Genomic DNA, 17,235 nt, shown 5'->3' on the forward strand with positions numbered 1-17,235 from the left:
AGCCGCAAATGCGGGCGTTATACCAGGAGGGAAAGTTGGAAGCAGTGTCAGAGTGGCTTACTCCGATCTTCATCGGTTTTGTATCAGCTTATTTTGGTTCCTTGATTGCTGTTCGGAGGTTCAAGAAAGAGAGGTTGTGGGAGCGTCGCGAAAAGGCGTATGCAGGAATAATCGATGCACTTTATGACATGCTCCGGCATTGTGAAATTCACAAGGAGGACTATGGGCAAGGCACCGGATATAGCGACGATAGAGAAAGCGAGTTTAGGGAAAGCTACACTGAGGCTTATTGGAAGCTGAAGAAGGTCACCGATATTGGGGCCTTTGTCATCTCACCTAGGGCACATGCTGTTCTTGTAGAGCTCAGGAATAGAGAAAAATTATCTTGGGATGATAACCCCCGTTTCGATATATATGAGCACGAATACGAGTGTTTTCGGGTGGCCTTGGAAAAAATAGTGCGTATCGCCAGCAATGAACTCAATACAGAGAAGGTATAACAAATCAATTAAGTTCGTTCCGGCCTGCGGCCTCCACCGGACGCCCTTGTCAGGGCGCCGCTTATTTCCGCGTTAGGAGCAAGGCGCACCCAGGTACTTTGCGATCCACCAGTGTGGCCTTATCGCCTCTCTGCTGCAGGTGCCAGGCAACGGATACTCCGACCATGCCAGCACCCAGAACCAGAATCTCACGTTCCATAAATCCATTAATTTCTTATTGGGCTCGTGCAGTTTGTGCCTTGTGACTGTGCTTCATGCGTTGGCGCACCCAGGCAACGGTTATTGCGGTAATAAGGATGAACCCGATGTAGCCGAACACGGGATACACCATGCCGACTAGGCTGACAAATCCAAACATGCTGCAGGCATAGGCAATGATGCCTGCTATTAAGGATCCAACGCGGAAAGACGTGGTATCGGCCGGCAAAAATCGGGATGAAAAAGAGTAAAGGCAGCCCACTGCGGTATTGAAAATCATCAGCAGAATGACGACCGATACCAGCGAGGAAAGCGCAGGGGAAACCTCTAGTGCCAAAGCCAGCATCGGCATCGGCGTATCGACCAGACTGTCCAGGCGCGACAGCATGGCCAGACTGATCGTCATCATCAGCGCACCCAGGGTAATGCCGCCAAGAATACCGCCCCAGGTTGCCTTGCGGTGGTCTTTTGCAGCACCGCTGGAGATGGCAAGAATCGCGACGCAGCCGAAGATGTTATACGAAACGTACAGCATGGCGCCCAGTGCCCAATGGCTGGTGGCTGCGTTTTGGTCGAGTGCCAACTGGTTCAGTGTCGTCAGGTCGGTTTCTCGGGTTGCCAGTGCGTAGATCGCGATACCCAGTGCTACCAAAATCAGCAGAGGAGTGATGCTGCTGATCAGCGTGAGCACTTTTTTCAGTTTGAGACAGGTGGCTGCAATTACCAGCAGAGTCACCAGCGCGCTGCCCCAGGCTACAGGCAGGCCCAGTTTTTGTTCCAGCAGTGCACCGGCACCGGCCAGCATCACTACGGCTATGGCAAACATGAAAAATGTCATCAGCAAATCGATGGGCTTGCTAAGCCAGGGGCCACAGATAGCCCGTACAACTTCCTTGTGAGAAGTCGCTTGAAGCTCGCTACCCAGATTCGCCAGCGTCATGCCCAGGAAGATAAAAGCGGCAGTACTCAGCGCGACACCTGCCAGCCCCCAAGCGCCGAAGCTAACAAAGAATTGAAGCAGCTCCTGGCCTGAAGCAAAGCCTGCTCCAACCAGAAATCCGACAAAAGCGCCCGCGATTTTCAATACATCTTTCATGGTGCCAAATCCTCAGTTTCTTATTTTTCTGTGCCAGTTAGCTGGCTGAATTAGGCTTCACCGACCCAGGCTTGCACTTCTACTTCGACATCAACGCCCAGTGCTAGGCCTGCTGTCACGGTGGAACGAACCGGCAGACCTGCTTCGAAATAGCGTTTATAGACTTCGTTGAAGCCCGCAAAGTGCTTCATGTCCGACAGCCAGACGGTCGCTTTAACGACCTGCGAAAAACTCGCGCCACAGTGTTCAAGGGACTCGCCGATACGGGTCATGACCGCCTCGGTTTGCTCTTCGATACTGCCTTTGACGACTTCGCCTTCAGCAGTCATGGGAATCTGGCCTGAAAGCATCAGGAAACCTCCCACGCGAACGGCACGGGAGAATGGGAAGGGCAAGTCGCTGGGGATACGTTCGATTGAATTGGACATGGGGTTATATCTCGTTGATGGCTATTGAGTGACCGAGCCGCACGGGCAGCACGATAGAATCACAATTTCTCTTAAATGATAATTCTCGTAAAAGGGAATATCAAATGTGAGAACCTTAAAGTCAAGCTGTTTTCGGGATACACTAGGACTTCGTATTCATAGTCAGGTCGAGCCGCGAAGCTTTCATGCCAACAGACTCTCAATCCCAGCCGTCTGATACACTGATCGACCGAGTACTGGTCGGCTCTCGCCTAAGGGCTCACCGTAAACAACAGAAACTCACCCTGAAACAGGTGTCTGAGAAAAGTGGTGTCGCGCTTTCAACGCTGTCGAAAATGGAGTTGGGGCAGGCAACTGTCAGCTATGACAAGCTTGCTGCTGCCGCACGTGTTCTGAATGTCAGCCTGCCCCAGCTGTTCAACCCTGAATCGGGTGTAGACAGTTCAGCTAAGCCAACGGTGGTCACCAGCAAAATTTCTGAGGCGACTGGGTATGCTACTGGCAGCTATGAATACCATCCTATTGCGGGTGAGTTTCCCGGTCGGAGCATGATGCCGGTTTATGCTCGGATTCAGGCGCGTGATCTGGGTGAGTTTGAAGACTTCATCCGCCACCCCGGAGAGGAGTTTGCCATGGTGCTATCGGGGCGCGTCTGCATTCACTTTGAAAATGGTGAAAGCATCAGCCTGGGTGAACGAGAAACGGCTTACTTCAACAGTTCCATCGGGCATATTTATCTGGCCGAGGGTGATGAAGATGCAGAAGTAATAGCTGTGATGTCGGAACCCAAAGAGGGCGATCTTCAAGGCTGAACCACCTATCAGGCCTCGCCAATTTCGTGAAAACACAGAGTGTAAAGGGGGAGCCCCTGGCAAGTTCCCCACCTCACCACACTGGCCAGCTTCGTCAGTCGGCATGCCGATGAGATTAAAGCACTATCTGAACAAGTGCTGCTGGTGTGCTAATGCAGAGCGGAATAAGTTACTTTATTAGGGCAAACACAGTTTTCAACTCACTTGAGTTGAGCGCTCAAGTGGCTGAATGCCGATATTAAGATGATTCAGCCGGATGACCGGCTGAGTAAATGAATAAGGAAAACAGGCGGCGGAAACGGCTCGAAATCGGGCTTTTCTTCAGCCTCGTGATAGGTGCTCATGACATTACACATTGAAACTCCTCTGATCGAATTCCGCACAATGAGCGTTACCACTGGACGTTCGGTCTGGATTAAGCTTGATGCACTGCAGCCGCCCGGTTCATTCAAGATACGGGGCATTGGCCATGCGTGCGAAACCTATCTGGCTCGAGATGCTCGAAGGTTCATTTCTTCATCTGGAGGAAATGCTGGCTTGGCTGTCGCCTAGTCCGGTCGTCGGCTAGGTGTTCCGGTTACGGTTGTAGTGCCGGAAACCACCACTGAAAGGGCAAAAGAACTGCTGCGATTGGAGAAAGCGGAGGTCATCGTGCATGGTGCCTCCTGGCAAGAAGCCAACGCCTTTGCACAATCGTTGATCGGCGCATCGGATGCATTTCTCCATCCCTTTGATGATCCGCTGCTTTGGCAGGGCCACGCCACGCTGATTGATGAAGTTTTTCGTTCCGGTCTTAAGCCCGACGCCGTCGTGCTTTCCGTTGGCGGAGGTGGTCTGCTTTCAGGTGTGGTAGAAGGGCTTCATCGTAACGGATGGAGTGATATCCCCGTTTTCGCCGTAGAAACTACGGGTGCCGCCTCATTTCATGCAGCCGTAAACGCCGGTCATACGGTTGAGTTGGAAAAGATAACAAGCATCGCCACCTCACTTGGTGCCAAACGTGTTTGCGAGAATGCTTTCCAATGGTCAAAAACTCACCCTATCCACAGCGTCGTGGTATCAGACCAAAGCGCACTGACTGCCTGCGAACGTTTCCTTGACGATCATCGCATCGTGGTAGAGCCTGCCTGCGGTGCGAGCCTGGCAATGGCGTATGAGAATGCATCAGAACTCGAAAGTTTCAGCAATATATTGGTCGTAGTATGTGGCGGCGCTACGTCCACGATTGATCAAATCAGGGATTGGAATAGCGGCAAACACGCCCTATAACCAGGCCAAGCGACTAAGATCAGTAACTACCCGCTGTTAACACCGGGCTTCCAATGTTGCCTGATGAGGCGACGGGAATGACTGCTTCTCTCCTGCTGTCATTCCCGCATGCCGTTAGCGGGAATCCATTTCGATTTAGGTACCCTAGCTTCGGCTGAAAAGGTCAAATTGGATTCCCGATAACCACACTCGGGAATGACGGGGTTGAGGTGGTTAGTTCATACTCCTCGGAACGAGCATTTATTCCCGTTTACTGCTGGTGTGCCACTGCGTGAGAGATGGCGAAACCATTCGAATTATTTCCGCACGCAAGGCGAATAAACGAGAGCGAACAACTTACTAAAGGGGTAGGGATGCGTGGACATTACGATTTTTCAGAGTCAGTTGAGAATCCCTACGCCAAGAAACTAAAAAATAGGTCACGATTCGGCTGGATGAAGATACCATCGCGAATTTTAAAAACTGGCAGAAGAAAAAGATCTACCGTATCAGAGCTTAATGAATCTCTATCTACGCGACTGTGCCCAGTCACATAAAGACCTCAAGCTTGAGTGGCAATAAACGGTGCACGACTACCGATCAGGTATTTGAAATCCTCCGTTCCATTCTCAAAGCCTAAGCCCTCAGAGCCTCTTGCAAACCCAACCACTGCATTAGTGGTGTTGTGGGAGGGCGCTTTAGTGCGCGAAGACCCCGCCACTTAAGCAATCATGCGGTGTAGCGCTTGGCGAGGAACGAGCCAAAAGGCCGCGTTAGCTGCCTAAAGCCTGCTCCAGCTCAATTTTTCTTCAAAGTCACGTGACCTAAGCCAAATTTATGAATAAAGTATGATTGAAAAGAGCAAAACGAGCCGACACGCGAATTTTGGATATGTTGCCATGCGAGATAAATAAAACTATAAAAACAGTGGTGTATGATTTTTGCAACGGCTAGATAACACCAATAACGTGCTGACATGTTCAACGGTGTTATACAGCAGGCTATATAATCACTGTTATGCATTTACACCACATACCGAAGATACAAAATGACTAGACAGGACTTCAGCGAGATTGGGCATACGGGAGGAAAAGTTACATTCACTATTGTTTGTGATGCGCATGGGCATGTCCAATATCAAATCGGTTACTCTCACTCGTCCCCGCGACCTGCAAGCCTTGTTGGAATCTATGCTCACCCAGATGGTTTTGCGTGTGGAAATATAGTGATGGGAGGTATAGGGGAGCCTTGGAATGCCCCTCCCTTCACCAACTGCATCGCTGTGATGATGGCATCCGACTCACAGGGAAGGTTCGGCCATGAGTGCCCTAGCTGCAAAAAACATTTCCGTTCCGAAAGTATCCCTTCAAAGTTTCCGTTAACTTGTCCTTATTGTGGCGTGAGAGCAGAGTCGTATCATTTCTTAACACCACCTCAGAAGTCATATATTTCACACTATGTTGCGTCGCTACACACTGCCATTTATGAGGCAGAGCCAGGCTCAACTAGGGAGGTTGTTATTAATATGGACGCTCTGGCTGATTCGATAACAGATGAGCCGAGGCCGGACTTTTACTACACGTCCATCGCTCAGCAAACGGAATTCAGATGCTCTGAATGTAATAGTTACAACGATATTCGTGGGAAGTATGGGTATTGCTCTTCGTGTGGGTGGAGGAACTCTGCAGAGCAACAACGTGTGGCGCTAGAACAAATTAGGGATCGATTAGTGAACGGCGATCTATCACCACCTGGCGCGGTTAAGCAATCCGTTTCAGAGTTTGACTCGGCCGCGCGTGACTATGTGGCCCAGTTAATTTCCTGTGTGCCGATGAAAGAATCAAGAAGGAATCAGTTAGAAAGATTACTGTTTCATAACCTAGATAAGTTTGAAAAGCTTTTGCGTGATTGTTTTGATATCAATTTGCTACAAGGGATGGCAACTGATCGTGTGTTCGTTAGAAAGATGTTCTTTCGCCGTCATGTCTATGAGCACGATGGCGGTGTTGCGACCCAGCGATATATTGAAGAAGGCGGAGATGCTGATATTGAAAAAGGCGACCTGATTAGAGAAACCACAGAAAACACGCATAAGCTTATCAGCTGCCTAAACCGCATGATTACTACCTTCGAAACTGATTTCCATGAAATGATCGAGCCTGAGGCGTTTTGCATTGACATTGAAAAAGAACGCAGAAAGCGCGTCGGTAAACATAATGCATAACAATGCGCTCGTTCGGACGCAAACTGCGGTGTGCTTCGTTTGCGCCGCACAGCTTAAACGTTATGTGGGTGGGCTATACCAGTCTCTAAAACTACTTTTATCATGAAACAAAAAAATAGGTAATACACTATGAAGCCAGTGTTATTTGATTATGCACATCAACAAAGGGCGGGTGATTTTGAGAAGATCAGCTATAGCTACGACGATGATGTAAATAAGCTTGACGGTAAAGGTCTTGTGGAGAACAGTCGTGCTCATGTATTGCATATGACTAAAACAAACACGACTAGGGAGTCAGATGAAAGCGCAGACAATCTGATCATGGGAATGTTAACTAAGACCGATGTTGTTCGTGAGTCGGATGACTCGTCTAATGAGGAGGTGCTTGGATCACTGACCAAGACGAAAGTAGAAAGGGAGTCAGATGACGATTCGTTCGAAGCTTTGATTCATTTTTCAACAAAAACTGCGACTAAAAGAGAATCTGATGATGCTGACACAGATGCAATGTTGATGCTCCTTACCAAGACAGAAACCACGCGAGAATCAGATGAATAGAAACAATGTCTTAGTCATCACTAACAAGGAGGATCTGACAGTTGATTTCGTTATTGAAGCTTTCAAGTTGCGTAATATTAACTACTATAGGTTCAATACTGAAGATATTGGAACGATTATTAATATTTCTTTTGGTGGCGATGGCTATACATTATTTGATTTCAGGAAGTCAAAGTTAATCAACATAAACGATTTTGGCTCAGTGTACTTTAGAAGGCCAAAGCTGCCTCGCCCTGATGCTGGACTGACTTTTGGTGAGCAACAGTTTTATATAACAGAAATTTCAACTTACTTGGAAGGAGTTTACAGAAGTTTGGCGTCACGTTTCTGGCTAAACTCAGTTTTTGATATCCGATTTGCTGAAAACAAGCCATACCAACTCAGTGTGGCCAAAAGCATTGGCTTTTTAGTTCCTGAGTTTTGTATATCGAACGACCCTGAAATATGCACAAATTTCATCAAAAAGCACGATGACTGCATATTTAAGCCATTAAAATCCGGCCTTATAGAAGAACCAGAAGGCGTCGGAAAGGTGCTTTATACGACAAAAGTTGACTCAAACTTTATTGATAAAATAACAACGAATGGAGCTATGCCTATATATCTTCAGCGTCAGATTATAAAGCAAAGCGACATTAGGATTACCGTAGTTGGAGATAAAGTGTTTGGAGCAAAAATACTTTCACAGGATTCTGATGTGAGTATGATTGACTGGAGAAAATCAGATGCAATTCTTCCGCACGAAAGAATAGATATTCCTAGTGAAATTCAGTGTATGTGCTTAAGGATTTGTGAATGTTTCAATCTAAACTTTGCAGCAATAGATTTTATAATAGACGATTCAGGACATTTTTGGTTTCTAGAAATTAACCCCAATGGTCAATGGGCATGGATTGAAAGTTTGCTTGGATACCCAATAAGTGATGAAATTGCGGGATTGTTATTGGCAGGAGGGAAAGATGATAGCGAAGCTCATTGAATTTGTTTGGCCAAGATTGGAAGGAAAACCCTCTGCATACAATGACTTTCTTGATGCTGATACAAATATCCCTGATGAAAATATAGAAACCTCTATTGAGCTTGGAATATTGATGTATGAGAAGCAGAGGGATCGTATTGCTACCATTGAATCAAAGTCCAGCATCTACTTAGGTTTTTTTGGAACTGTTGTGGCAATTCTTGCCTTCGCTTTAAAAGATATTTTTTTCCATGAGCAGCCTAGCTTTGCACATGATTTGGTGCTTGTCTTTGTTGGAGTACTAATAATATACATTTTGCAGGTTATGCGTTATTCAATTAATGCATTGGAGCGTCGCGCGTACCATAGTTTCGATGAGTCAGATTTTTTACATGGCGACAGGCAGAGATTAGTTGTTGATATCGTTAATAAAGTCAAAAGAAACTATGATGTGATAAATGCAAAGGTCGATTATATGACAATGGCGCATGAGTTTACCAAACGTATTCTTTGGTTGTTGCTTATTGCCACAATAGCGTTAGTCGCTCTACCAGTTGCTAAATATATATCTATGATACCAACTATTGATTTCTCAATGCCCTCGTTACGATTTGACCTAGGGCTCTCAGACTATATTCTCGGCATTGTCACTATTGGGCTGATCGTCAATTATTGCCAGATCAGAAAGATAAAAAAGTCGATTGGTAGTTGAGGCTATGATATTAAAGTTCTTTCCGGCCCGAGCTATTCCACATAACAATCGGCTGCACTGCGACCGATTTCCACCGCTTCGCGGCTTCAAACCGGCGCGTGAGCCAAGCGTTGCGGCTGTAGTAAAAGCCGCTGATGCCTAGTTTTGGTATAGTCGGAAAACAGACAGAAAATAGTCATTAATCGGCGGCTACAACCTACATCCTGATGCAAGTATCGCGTCTACCGCACACACTCAGCTATTGAGAGGAATCATGGAAGATTTAAAAGGCAACGAGCAGATAGGATCAGTAACTACCCGCTGTTAATACTGGGCTTTCAATGTTGACTGATGAGGCGAAGGGAATGACTGCTTCTCTCTAGCTGTCATTCCCGCATGCTTTTAGCGGGAATCTATTTTGATTTAAGTACCTTGGCTTCGGCTGAAAAGGTCAAATTGGATTCCCGATAACCCCACTCGGGAATGACGGGGCTTAGGTGGCTCTGGAATGACGGGGCTTAGGTGGCTCTGGAATGACGGGGCTGAGGTGGGGCGGAAATAATAGGAATGAGGGGAGCCGGTTCATACTCCTCGGAGCGAGTGTTCGAGCGCGAAAATCTCTCAAAAGTAGATTGAGATGCGTTTTCCAAGTTGGTCAATATGCTTGTTAATGCCGCATTGGAGAAGCATCATGGCTAGTCCCTAGAGAGTATTGCCCAGAACTTGCAAGAAGCCATCGACCTTAATCACGGGTGCAACGTTGCAGCTAAATTTTGTATTAGCGTCGCTACGTTAAGGCGCTGGTAACGTGGTAATGGCCAGCCTTGGCGCTGTTGTATGCCGTCGCCAAAGAGCTACAAGCCGCCTTGAGAGCCTTATCGTAACCCACCACCCAATGCGCCATTCAGTGAAGAAGCGCTCAGATGAAATTATTCTACTAATCCAGGTTATTCAAGGCGATCCATCGATATTATGGCGAGAAAAACACTCAGTTTGAAAACGAAAAGGCAGTTAGATGCCAAGCCCGCCGATGAAGTGGAAAATCCATTTCCTGATGATCCCGAAAAACGTTTTTTAAATGGCGTGGCGATTCATCCTAGCCCTCGCATTGTTTTAGAGCTTGGCTCTTCGCAGCGTAGTGTGCGGGCAATGGATTTGATTACGCCCATTGGGATGGGGCAGCGCGGGTTGATTGTTGCGCCGCCGGGCTCTGGCAAAACGACGATGTTAAAACATATTTGTCAGGCCGCGGCAGCAGCGTATCCTGATATAAAGCTGTATGCCTTGTTGATTGATGAGCGCCCTGAAGAAGTGACCGATTTTAAGCGCAGTGTGTCGGCAGACGTGCATGCATCGTCTTCAGACGAAAGCTACTCACACCATGTGCATTTGGCAAATAAGCTCCTTGAGACGGCGCGTAAGCAGGCAGGCGAGGGTCATGATGTGATGATTGTGATCGATTCGCTTACGAGACTGTCGCGGGTTCATAATGCCGAGCAGCGCGGCAATGGTCGTACGATGTCGGGTGGGCTGGATAGCCGAGCGATGGAAATACCACGAAAACTGTTTGGCGCTGCGAGGAAGATCGAAAACGGCGGATCGCTCACCATTCTGGCCACTGTGCTGGTGGATACCGGAAGCCGTATGGATCAGGTGATTTTCGAGGAGTTCAAGGGCACGGGCAATATGGAAATCGTGCTGTCACGGGAAGTGGCAAGTCAACGGATTTTCCCAGCGATAGATATTGCCAAAAGCAGCACTCGCCGAGAAGAGCTATTGATTGATGCGAAAGATATTGAAAAAGTACGCGCATTGCGTCGAGCGTTGACACATCTTAAGCCAGTAGAAGGCGCGCAGAAGTTGCTTGAGTTATTGGATAAATATCCAGCTAATGCCGAGCTGTTAGATGCGTTTTTACCCGCCTCGTAAATGTATGCGATCAAGAAGCTCACTTTTGTAAGAGGTGAGCTTCTTTGTTAAGGCTTAACGACTGCTTTTTTTAGCATGGTTCAAGTTGGAAGCAGGTACTGCTTTTTTAACCGGAAAGCCCTCAACCTCTTTGCGCTCAATCGTATTTTTCAGCCGCTTTTCAATCGCACAAAGGTTTTTAAAGTCACTGATGTCGACAAGAGAGATGGCTTCACCTGAGGCGCCTGCACGGCCGGTTCGGCCAATGCGGTGGATGTACTCTTCTGGCTGAAAAGGTAAATCGTAATTCACCACACGGCTCAGTTCACCGATATCCAACCCCCGAGCGGCTACACCCGTAGCCACTAGGTACTTCAGTTCGCCAGTTTTGAACTGATCTAACACCTTCTCGCGCATGGCCTGGCTTCTACCGCCATGGATGGAGTCTGCTTTAATGCCGCGCTTTTCCAGCTGAGCCACCAGTTTGGCTGCACTGTGTTTTTTCTCGACAAAAATAAGCGCCTGATCCCACGCTTGCTCGTTGATCAAGTGACTCAACAGGGCGGACTTGGTGTCCTTGTCTACCGTGATTAGCCACTGTTTGATATTGGCGGCGGCGCGGATATTGGGAGAGATGGAGATGTCAGCCGCCAGGTCGGTCATCTTACTATCTGAAAAACCGTAGGCGAGGGCGCGAACGTCGCCGGTCATGGTGGCTGAAAACAGTAGGTTCTGACGGTTTTCAGGCAGGCGTACTAAGATTTTGTGGATATCATCGACAAAACCCATGTCGACCATTCTGTCCGCTTCGTCCAACACCATGACTTGAAGTTCATCAAAGTGCAGCGCACGCTGGTGCGCTAGATCCAGCAATCTGCCCGGCGTGGCGACCAGAATATCCACTCCTTCGATTAGCCGCTCTTTTTGAGGCGCAGTATCCACACCGCCATACACAGCCAAAGAGGTTAACTGCGTGTGTTTAGCGTATTGAGCCACGTTGGCTTCGACCTGAACCGCTAACTCGCGGGTCGGCACTAGAATCAGCGCGCGTATGCGTTTGCCGCGTAACGCTTCCGCTTGGCTGAATCGTTCTAGCAGTGGCAGAACAAAGGCAGCAGTTTTGCCTGTGCCTGTTTGTGCGGTGGCGATTAAGTCTTTGCCCGAAAGAATGGCTGGAATCGCTTGTTCCTGGATGGGCGTTGGCGTTTTGTAACCTAGTTCGGTAATTGCTTGAACAAGAGGACGGGATAAGCCTAGTTTTGAAAATGGCATGAGGTGCTCAGACAGATGGTCGTAAGGTGTGTCGAAAATAAAAGATGACGCAGTATAGCGTAAAAGCAGCCGTTCATTGCTCGAATAGAGCAATTAGCTTCATAGTGCCGAATGGCGACTTTTATGTTGAAATTACAGACATTAATTAAATGAATGGTAAGTGATATTTTGTAATACGTTTTGTTTTTTATGATTTTTTTTAATTTCGAATGCTGTGCGTTTGAATTATGATTAGCTTTTACTAAGTAGATTAGCTTTTGCTAAATAGCTGGCCACTGCAGCGGAGTCGCTTTAGGCCTCGCATATTTTCGAACCACCATTGCGGGTGCGCTGCGCTTACCACGCACTACAAAATAAAACGATGGCACGTTTGTGGCGCGGCGTAACGCTTGGCGAGGAACGAGCCATAAGGCACCCGCGATGGCTGGGGATCGCTACCCAGTTCATAGTATGCTGATTACACAAGCGACAGCTATCGAACGGATGGTTGCGCTAGTGACTGATTTTATCCCGCGGAAACCACTTAAGACGCTCCGCGCTACGTACTTATGGAGAAGTACTTTGAACATTACAGACTTACCTTTTGGGGTGACAGATTGGTCTGAAGTTAAGCAGACTGAGCATTCTGGGGAAAACGGTGTTGCTTATTGGAAGACCCGAAATTTTGGGGATATCCGGGTGCGTATGGTTGAATATAGCCCTGGCTATTTGGCGGATCATTGGTGTGCTAAAGGCCACATATTGCTCTGTCTTGAAGGTGAGCTTCATACTGAGCTAGACGATGGACGCTGCTTTGTTCTTACGCCTGGTTCGAGCTATCAAGTTGCCGATAATGCCGAACTTCATCGCTCTTCGACAAAGAAAGGAGCTAAATTGTTTGTCGTTGATTAGTACCATAAGCCTGAAGAGGCACGGCGATGGTTACTTTATTGTCGTGCACCTTCGAGGAGATTTGCCAGGATGAGTTCGAGCCACTAAGTCACATTGTCTTCAGGTGTCGCTAACGCATCCTAACTTGAATCGCCCATACGACACCAAGCCATCAAATTCGTATTGGTTTGGTGTTTAGTGCCGACTACCGTGGTTGCCTGCAAGCGTAATCCTCCTGCGCGGCTCAGATGAATGTCCAGGCCAATACTCTCGTAATCTTGTTTCCCTGCTTCATCTCTATTTCCCGTATATCAACTGCACCGAGCTTACTAATCAACTTCTTGGCAGGCTTAACATTGTCAGTTTTTGAAACCAGGCTAGTAAACCAGCGGCATTGAGCTGAATACTCCTTGCTTTCTCTTATGAGCTTTTTAAGAAACAGCTGTTCGCCCCCCTTACACCAAAGCTCAGCTCCTAACCCGCCAAAATTCAAAGTGGGAGATTGATTTTTTGCCTTTTGTTCACCGCGACTACGAGCGAGGTTATTGAGTTTAAGCCGGCTACCTTTAAGTGCTTCATCAAGCGAGGCATGGAAGGGTGGGTTGCATACGCTGACGTCAAAGAATTCCCCGGTTTGAATGATCCCCTCAAAAATGTGGTTTTTATCGTGCTGCGTGCGCAGCGTGAAGCGTTCTTTGAGTGTGGGGTTGTTGGCGATAATCGTGGCTACGTTCTCAAGCGACTGCGGGTTAATATCGCTACCGACACACTGCCACCCATAAATTTGGCAGGCCAGTATTGGGTAAATTCCATTTGCTCCCGTGCCGATATCGAGCAGCTTGATACTGCGCTGTTCTAGCCCAGGCCCAGTCTCCAGCAAGTCAGCCATGTAATGGATATAGTCAGCTCTGCCTGGGATTGGCGGGCAAAGCGCGCCCTCTGGAATATCCCAATCTACAATGTTGTAGTACCGGTTTAATAACGCAGCGTTGAGCGTTTTTACTGCCAATGGGTCTGCGAAATCAATGGAAAGGTCGCCATGCGCGTTCGGTTTTACATGGGAGGCTAGCGCTGGGTGGCTTTTTACGAGAGCCGGGAAGTCATAGCCTTGGTTGTGTCGATTCCTCGGGTGCAGGCCTTTGCGAACAGACCTAGCTTGGCTTTTTTCACTTCGATGGGGGATGCTCACAGTAATAGGCCCGAGGCTTGTAGTTCGATAGTAAAGTGGGTCTGGCTTAGCCAGTGATTATAATCTTAATGGTTATGATGTGCATGCTTGGCAGTTCGAGGGTAGCGAGAGGCCTCCGGTTCATTACACGTTTGGTTCTTGTCGGGTTCTGGCTTTCTGCTCTGCCTGATCCAGGAGTACAGGGCCGCTACCTGATTTAGCCAGTTTGTCGTCGGGGTTATAGAGCGGGCAACTAGTCATGCTTAGGCAGCCACAGCCGATACATCCCGCTAGGTTATCGCGCAGTTTTTGCAGGTAAGCAATTCGCCCATCCAGCATCTGCTGCCAGTTTTTTGAAAGCTGCTGCCAGTCTTCAACCGTTGGCGTGCGGTTATTCGGTAATGATTCAAAGGCCTGCTTTATTTCCTCCAGGCTGACGCCAACTCTCTGCGCTGCTTTTATCACCGAAATTCGCCTTAGCACTTCTGGTTTATAACGCCGCTGATTGCCCGCATTACGCCAGCTGTGGATCAGCCCTTGCTGCTCGTAAAAGTGCAAGGTGCTTACTTTAATGCCGCAGCGCTTGGCAACCTTGCCAACACTCCAAACTGCTTCTGCCATTACTCGCCTCATATTTTTTTTGCCATTTTTTTCTACAAACCACTTTACCTCAACTTAAGTTGAGGTTTTACCCTGGCACCTCACTTAACGCAAGGAGTCTCTTATGTACTTAGAACACGTTAATCTGGTGGTTACTGATATGGATGCCATGCTGGATTTTTATCGGGCAGTTTTTCCACACTGGCGGGTGCGGGACGAAGGTCATGGCGAGTGGTATGGCAAACCGCGTAAATGGGTGCACTTTGGTGACGATGAAAATTACTTGGCGTTAAGCGATCACGGCGAAGGGGAGAACCGCGATTTGAAAGGTCACTCCGTTGGGCTGGCTCATTTTGCTTATGTGATCGATAACCTCGATGCCGCTGTCGCTAGGCTCAATAACGCGGGCTATGCCATTGCCAAACCTGGCGCTATAGAGCCGTTTCGGAAAAATGTCTATTTTGTCGATCCGGCGGGTTTTGAAGTGGAGTTTGTCGAGTACCTGAGCGACATCCCAGCCGAGCGAAATTTAAACCGCGATGCTCAGTAACCAGTAGTACAGTAACGGAAAGGGTCAGTGTAATGAACGTTGCCGTTGTGTTTCATTCTGCTTTGGGCAGTACTAAGCAACTCGCCCAGGCTGTCGCTGCTGGAGCGACAGCTCAGCCTAGCGCTATGTAATAGGAGGGTTCATGAAAGCGAATGTAGTCCGTTACGGAGTAATTCTTAATACTGAACACTACTTGGAGTGTGTCGCTTTCTATCGGGAGCTATTTGGCTTGCATCAGCTGTTTGAGAGAGACGAAGGCGGCTTTAAGCTAACCTGTTTAGAGTTCGGTCATGGTTATTTGATGGTCGAGCAGGGCGGTAAGGCAAAGAAAGGCGTCAAATCGCCAGAAGAAAGTAGTTTTAAATTGCGATTCAACGTTGATGACTTGGAAGAGGCACTAAGGGTAATCAGGTCTTGGGGTATTCAAACCACCATTATCGAGAATGCTTGGGGTAGAACTATCAACATCGCCGACCCTGATGGCAACCGCGTTGGTATAAGGGATGATGCTGGTTTCGTAAATCAGATCAATACTTAAAAGATTGCCGCTGGTTTTACTATTGGTGCTAACTTAAGCGGTGATAAGTTGAATACCCTTCAGTACATGCAATTTTTTTGAGTCCTATTGCGGATATCTCAGCGGTCACGTGTGCCGGTGTCAATGTCTAAAGGAGTTATGGAGCGTTATAAATGGAGATAAGAAAATCATCCAGGCTAGTAATTGTCGATGAAGAGGGGCGTTTGCTCCTGTTTTTATACCACGATGAGCATCATGCGCCATTTTGGGCGACCGTTGGCGGCGAGCTGAAGTCCGGTGAAAGCTATGTTGAGACTGCTGAACGTGAGTTGTATGAGGAAACAGGCTTAATACAAAACGTTGGTGAAATGGTTAGAGAGCGAGATGACGTCTATGCCGTTGCGAGATCGGTGCCAGCACGGTGGCTTGAACAGTACTTCTTAGTTGAATGGCCTGCTAATAGAGACGTGTTCGCTGCAGAGTGGACCGATGAAGAAAAGAGTACGATTCAAAAGTGGAAATGGTGGAGCTTAGACGAATTGCTCGATAACGACCCTGATCTTTTCAAGCCCGAATGGCTTCCTGATTTACTTCGCTCTGTGCTGCACAAACAACGATTATCAAACGAGTCTCTGTAGTGCATTGGTTCAGCTGACCATCAGTAAGGAATATTTAAATGATTCGTAAATGCCGAGAGACGGATATTGACCAGATTTTGGAGATCTGGCTTTCAGCATCGATTAAAGCGCACGCTTTTGTTGAAGCGGAGTTTTGGGCGTCAAAGGTTAACGAAATGCGTGATGTTTATATTCCTGCCTCGGAGACTTTTGTCTTTGAATCTGACAATCAGATAGCAGGATTCTACAGTTTGTACGGAAATACGCTGGCTGCCGTTTTTGTGTCGCCAAGCTTGCAGGGGCGAGGTGTGGGGGCTGCGATGCTTGATGATGCCAAGAGTAGAAGGGAGTGCTTGCAACTAACCGTCTACCGGGAAAATACTCCCAGTATCAACTTTTATAAAAAGCAGGGGTTTATTTCATTAGGTGAGCAAGTTGATGAACAAACTGGCCATCCAGAGTTAGTCATGGAATATTATTGTTAGCACAGTGTGGCGTTAGTTTGAGCTGTTGGATGCGAAGGATTTATAGGAGTGTTGAATGAAAGGTGAGTGTCTCTGCGGAGAGGTGAAGTTCAGCATCAAAGGAGAACTACCAAATCTCTATCAATGCCACTGTTCTTTGTGTCGGAAAACGACAGGTTCTTCAGCGAATGCCGCTACGTTTGTAAGTGAGGAGTGCTTCGAGTGGATTTCTGGTCAAGACAATATTCGCTCTTTTCAAAAGCCAACGGGTTATCGGAATGACTTTTGTTCGGCCTGTGGTAGCTCAGTGCCCAATAAATTGAGAGACACGGAGCTTGTCTGGATCCCAGCTGGACTGCTCGATGGGGAGACGGGGTCATGCGTTGCATTGCATCTACATTTGACCTCATCGGCGACATGGGAATTAGCGTCATGCAGCAGTGTTCGGTTAGATGATGGCCCTGATAGCTTAAAGTCGCTTCACGAAGCATTACAGCGTACAAATTGATGAATACACTGTTTTATTTCCGATAGTCAGAATAAAACGCCATGGTAA

The 17,235-nt window shown here is 47.7% G+C and carries 19 protein-coding genes and 2 pseudogenes; 15 read left to right on the forward strand and 6 right to left on the reverse strand.

The window, feature by feature from the left end:
• Positions 1–35: 35 nt before the first annotated feature.
• The gene (locus K7H08_RS14845; RefSeq protein ID WP_231658393.1) at positions 36–500 is read left to right on the forward strand and encodes a hypothetical protein; all 465 of its coding nucleotides are present in this window, start codon (positions 36–38) and stop codon (positions 498–500) included.
• Between the two features lie 88 nt (positions 501–588).
• Here the strand turns inward: K7H08_RS14845 and K7H08_RS14850 are convergent.
• From K7H08_RS14850 to K7H08_RS14860, 3 genes and pseudogenes are all read right to left on the reverse strand, one after another.
• Positions 589–699 (reverse strand): annotated as a pseudogene (locus tag K7H08_RS14850) (FAD-dependent oxidoreductase); the annotation flags it as partial.
• Between the two features lie 15 nt (positions 700–714).
• Positions 715–1,794, reverse strand: coding sequence for a YkvI family membrane protein (locus K7H08_RS14855; protein WP_231658394.1), 1,080 nt, complete (start codon positions 1,792–1,794; stop codon positions 715–717).
• Positions 1,795–1,844: 50 nt separating this feature from the next.
• Positions 1,845–2,222 carry a RidA family protein gene (locus K7H08_RS14860; RefSeq protein WP_231658395.1) on the reverse strand — a complete coding sequence of 126 codons (378 nt, stop codon included), beginning with the start codon at positions 2,220–2,222 and terminating at the stop codon, positions 1,845–1,847.
• 185 nt (positions 2,223–2,407) lie between these two features.
• Here K7H08_RS14860 and K7H08_RS14865 point away from each other — a divergent pair, with 185 nt between their 5' ends.
• The 8 genes and pseudogenes from K7H08_RS14865 (at position 2,408) to rho (ending at position 10,642) form a co-directional block, all read left to right on the forward strand.
• Positions 2,408–3,034 (forward strand): helix-turn-helix domain-containing protein, encoded by a 627-nt coding sequence (locus K7H08_RS14865; protein ID WP_231658396.1) that lies wholly within the window; start codon positions 2,408–2,410, stop codon positions 3,032–3,034.
• 342 nt (positions 3,035–3,376) lie between these two features.
• Positions 3,377–4,303, forward strand: a pseudogene (locus K7H08_RS14870) (pyridoxal-phosphate dependent enzyme).
• A gap of 220 nt (positions 4,304–4,523) precedes the next feature.
• Positions 4,524–4,646: a BrnT family toxin gene (locus K7H08_RS14875; protein WP_331460291.1), complete on the forward strand. Its 123-nt coding sequence runs from the start codon at positions 4,524–4,526 to the stop codon at positions 4,644–4,646.
• Positions 4,647–6,011: 1,365 nt separating this feature from the next.
• On the forward strand, positions 6,012–6,506 hold the full coding sequence (locus K7H08_RS14880) for a hypothetical protein (protein WP_231658397.1): 495 nt from the start codon (positions 6,012–6,014) through the stop codon (positions 6,504–6,506).
• Between the two features lie 129 nt (positions 6,507–6,635).
• Positions 6,636–7,064 carry a hypothetical protein gene (locus tag K7H08_RS14885; RefSeq protein ID WP_231658398.1) on the forward strand — a complete coding sequence of 143 codons (429 nt, stop codon included), beginning with the start codon at positions 6,636–6,638 and terminating at the stop codon, positions 7,062–7,064.
• Positions 7,057–8,043, forward strand: coding sequence for an MvdC/MvdD family ATP grasp protein (locus tag K7H08_RS14890; protein WP_231658399.1), 987 nt, complete (start codon positions 7,057–7,059; stop codon positions 8,041–8,043). The genes K7H08_RS14885 and K7H08_RS14890 overlap by 8 nt, the downstream gene beginning before the upstream one ends.
• The gene (locus K7H08_RS14895) at positions 8,024–8,734 is read left to right on the forward strand and encodes a hypothetical protein (RefSeq protein WP_231658400.1); all 711 of its coding nucleotides are present in this window, start codon (positions 8,024–8,026) and stop codon (positions 8,732–8,734) included. Before K7H08_RS14890 ends, K7H08_RS14895 begins: the two co-directional genes overlap by 20 nt.
• Before the next feature lie 951 nt (positions 8,735–9,685).
• Positions 9,686–10,642: a transcription termination factor Rho gene (gene rho / locus K7H08_RS14900; RefSeq protein ID WP_231658401.1), complete on the forward strand. Its 957-nt coding sequence runs from the start codon at positions 9,686–9,688 to the stop codon at positions 10,640–10,642.
• A gap of 54 nt (positions 10,643–10,696) precedes the next feature.
• On the opposite strand, the gene K7H08_RS14905 is transcribed toward rho, so the two are convergent.
• A complete protein-coding gene (locus K7H08_RS14905) occupies positions 10,697–11,893 on the reverse strand; it encodes a DEAD/DEAH box helicase (protein WP_231658402.1) in 1,197 nt (398 codons plus the stop codon).
• A gap of 561 nt (positions 11,894–12,454) precedes the next feature.
• Here K7H08_RS14905 and K7H08_RS14910 point away from each other — a divergent pair.
• Positions 12,455–12,784 (forward strand): DHCW motif cupin fold protein, encoded by a 330-nt coding sequence (locus K7H08_RS14910; RefSeq protein WP_231658403.1) that lies wholly within the window; start codon positions 12,455–12,457, stop codon positions 12,782–12,784.
• Positions 12,785–13,007: 223 nt separating this feature from the next.
• Here K7H08_RS14910 and rlmF read toward each other — a convergent pair whose 3' ends face one another.
• Both rlmF and soxR read right to left on the reverse strand, forming a co-directional pair.
• On the reverse strand, positions 13,008–13,952 hold the full coding sequence (rlmF, locus tag K7H08_RS14915; RefSeq protein ID WP_231658404.1) for a 23S rRNA (adenine(1618)-N(6))-methyltransferase RlmF: 945 nt from the start codon (positions 13,950–13,952) through the stop codon (positions 13,008–13,010).
• Between the two features lie 123 nt (positions 13,953–14,075).
• Positions 14,076–14,552, reverse strand: coding sequence for a redox-sensitive transcriptional activator SoxR (gene soxR / locus K7H08_RS14920; protein WP_038483495.1), 477 nt, complete (start codon positions 14,550–14,552; stop codon positions 14,076–14,078).
• Between the two features lie 103 nt (positions 14,553–14,655).
• Here soxR and K7H08_RS14925 point away from each other — a divergent pair, with 103 nt between their 5' ends.
• The 5 genes from K7H08_RS14925 (at position 14,656) to K7H08_RS14945 (ending at position 17,187) form a co-directional block, all read left to right on the forward strand.
• On the forward strand, positions 14,656–15,081 hold the full coding sequence (locus K7H08_RS14925; RefSeq protein WP_231658405.1) for a VOC family protein: 426 nt from the start codon (positions 14,656–14,658) through the stop codon (positions 15,079–15,081).
• Positions 15,082–15,223: 142 nt separating this feature from the next.
• Positions 15,224–15,619, forward strand: a complete 396-nt coding sequence (locus K7H08_RS14930) for a VOC family protein (protein ID WP_038483500.1) — start codon at positions 15,224–15,226, stop codon at positions 15,617–15,619.
• A gap of 152 nt (positions 15,620–15,771) precedes the next feature.
• On the forward strand, positions 15,772–16,236 hold the full coding sequence (locus K7H08_RS14935) for an NUDIX hydrolase (protein WP_038483503.1): 465 nt from the start codon (positions 15,772–15,774) through the stop codon (positions 16,234–16,236).
• A gap of 38 nt (positions 16,237–16,274) precedes the next feature.
• On the forward strand, positions 16,275–16,700 hold the full coding sequence (locus K7H08_RS14940) for an N-acetyltransferase (protein WP_038483506.1): 426 nt from the start codon (positions 16,275–16,277) through the stop codon (positions 16,698–16,700).
• A 55-nt stretch (positions 16,701–16,755) separates the two neighbouring features.
• Entirely contained in the window at positions 16,756–17,187 is a 432-nt protein-coding gene (locus tag K7H08_RS14945) for a GFA family protein (protein ID WP_084183690.1), read from the forward strand.
• Positions 17,188–17,235 lie beyond the last annotated feature (48 nt).

The sequence above is a fragment of the Halomonas sp. IOP_6 genome (genome assembly GCF_021151565.1).
GTDB classification, from domain to species: Bacteria; Pseudomonadota; Gammaproteobacteria; order Pseudomonadales; family Halomonadaceae; genus Vreelandella; species Vreelandella alkaliphila.